Annotated in this window: 2 protein-coding genes; both read left to right on the top strand. The window is 52.5% G+C overall.

Going from position 1 to position 2,162, the window contains the following annotated elements:
- The first annotated feature begins 435 nt into the window (after nucleotides 1–435).
- Nucleotides 436–720: a co-chaperone GroES gene (locus tag NTW95_14080; protein ID MCX6558536.1), complete on the top strand. Its 285-nt coding sequence runs from the start codon at nucleotides 436–438 to the stop codon at nucleotides 718–720.
- Between the two features lie 44 nt (nucleotides 721–764).
- Nucleotides 765–2,162: chaperonin GroEL (gene groL / locus NTW95_14075; protein MCX6558535.1), on the top strand; the 1,398-nt coding region annotated here is incomplete at its 3' end.

Here is a 2,162-nt window from a genome sequence, read left to right as displayed (position 1 = left end):
TGATCACCATCGGCAGCATCGCCAACCTCATTGTAATCGAAAGCGCCAGGGATTACGGGGTGACGATCCGCTTCGGCGAGCACGCCCGGGCCGGGGTGTTGATCACTATGTTTTCGCTCTTGACCGTAGTGATTTGGTTGGGGTGAACCTGGCGCAGGGCTTATGGCAAGAAAGCGTTAGATATAGTGAAAAGACAAGTAGTTAGTAGTTAGTAGTCAGTAGTTAGTAGGAAAATCTACTTACAGCAAATAGTTTTTGCATTAGTTTGCAAAAAATTCTTCCTACTGGCTACTAACTACTGCCTACTGACTACTTTTGTGGTTGATATAATTATACTCATATTTTTTTGATAAATAAAATATTATGGGTTGACAAGCTCGAAATTTTACTTTATACTATTTTTACAGAAATAAATTCAAATTTAGGAGGTTAAATATGAATTTACATCCTTTGGATGACCGAGTTTTGGTCGAACCGATCGAAGAAGAGGAAAAAGTGGGCTCGCTTGTCATTCCCGACACAGCCAAGGAAAAACCCATGATAGGCATCATTAAAGCTATCGGAAATGACTTTGACATTGAAGGGAAAAAGCCCATGAAGGATTTGTTCAAAGTGGGTGACAAGGTACTGTTCAGTAAGTATTCCGGTCAGGAATTCAAAGTTGGCGGCAAGAAGCATCTGATTATAGAGCGGAAAGACTTGCTGGCCATTGTCAAGTAAGCGGTTGTTTTAAAAAAGGTCAATATCTTAAATAAGGAGGAAAAATGGCTAAAGAAATTATTTTGGGAGAAGAAGCCAGAAAGGCTATCTTGAATGGCGTCAACCAGCTGGCCGACACGGTGAAAGCCACCCTCGGTCCGCGCGGACGCAATATCGTGCTGGAGAAAAAATTCGGGTCACCGACCATCACCAAGGACGGGGTGACCGTGGCCAAGGAGATCGAGCTGTCCGATCCAAAGGAAAACATGGGGGCGCAGATGGTCAAGGAAGTGGCCTCCAAGACTTCCGACATCGCCGGGGACGGGACCACCACCGCCACCGTTTTGGCCCAGAGCATTTACGGCGAAGGCCTGAAAATGGTCGCCGCCGGCGCCAACCCGACCCTGATCAAGAAGGGGATCGACATGGGCGTGGAGCAGGTCGTCAAGGACCTGAAAAAAATGAGCCAGAGCGTTTCCGGCAAAATGATCGCCCAGGTCGGTTCCATTTCGGCCAACAATGAGATTTCCATCGGCGAGATCATCGCCGAAGCCATGGACAAGGTGGGCAAGGACGGCGTCATCACCGTCGAGGAAGCCAAGTCGCTGGACACCACCCTGGACCTGGTCGAGGGCATGCAGTTCGACCGCGGCTACATCTCGGCCTACTTCGTGACCGACTCGGACAAGATGGTGGTCTCGCTGGAGAACCCGCTGATCCTCTTGAACGAAAAGAAGATTTCCAATTTGCGCGAAATGCTGCCGCTGCTTGAGCAGATCGCCAAGTCGGGTCGGCCGCTGGTCATCGTGGCCGAGGATATCGAAGGCGAAGCGCTGGCCACCCTGGTTTACAACAAGATCCGCGGCCTGCTGAACGTCGTGGCCGTCAAGGCCCCGGGCTTCGGCGACCGCCGCAAGGCCATGCTGGAAGACATCGCCATCCTGACCGGAGGCAAGGTGATTTCCGAGGAGATCGGCGTCAAGCTGGAATCGGTCGGCCTCGATTGGCTCGGCTCGGCCAAGAAAGTCACGGTCGACAAGGACAACACCACCATCGTCGAAGGCATCGGCAAGGATGCGGACATCAAGGGCCGGATCAACCAGATCAAGCGCCAGATCGAGGATACCACCTCCGACTACGATAAGGAAAAGCTCCAGGAAAGGCTGGCCAAGCTTTCCGGCGGCGTTGCCGTCATCAAGGTCGGCGCCGCTACCGAGACCGAGATGAAGGAAAAGAAGGCCCGGGTCGAGGACGCCATGCACGCTACCAAGGCGGCCGTCGAGGAAGGCATCGTGCCGGGCGGCGGCGTGGCTTTGCTCAAGTGCGCCCAGAATTTGAAAAAGTTCAAGCTGAACGGCGACATGCAGTTCGGCATCGACATCCTGACCAAGTCGCTGGAAATGCCGCTGAAGCAGATCGCCGCCAATGCCGGTTTTGAAGGGGGGGTCATCGTCGAAAAGATC

It is taken from the genome of Candidatus Aminicenantes bacterium, assembly GCA_026393795.1.
In the GTDB taxonomy this organism is placed as follows: Bacteria; Acidobacteriota; Aminicenantia; order UBA2199; family UBA2199; genus UBA2199.
Note: the sequence above shows the minus strand (reverse complement) of the source record. Positions and strands in the feature narration are given on the sequence as shown.

What these genes read in the sequence shown, in the direction of transcription:
- NTW95_14080 (MCX6558536.1), top strand. Translation starts at nt 436, where the DNA reads ATGAATTTACATCCTTTGGATGACCGAGTTTTGGTCGAACCGATCGAA.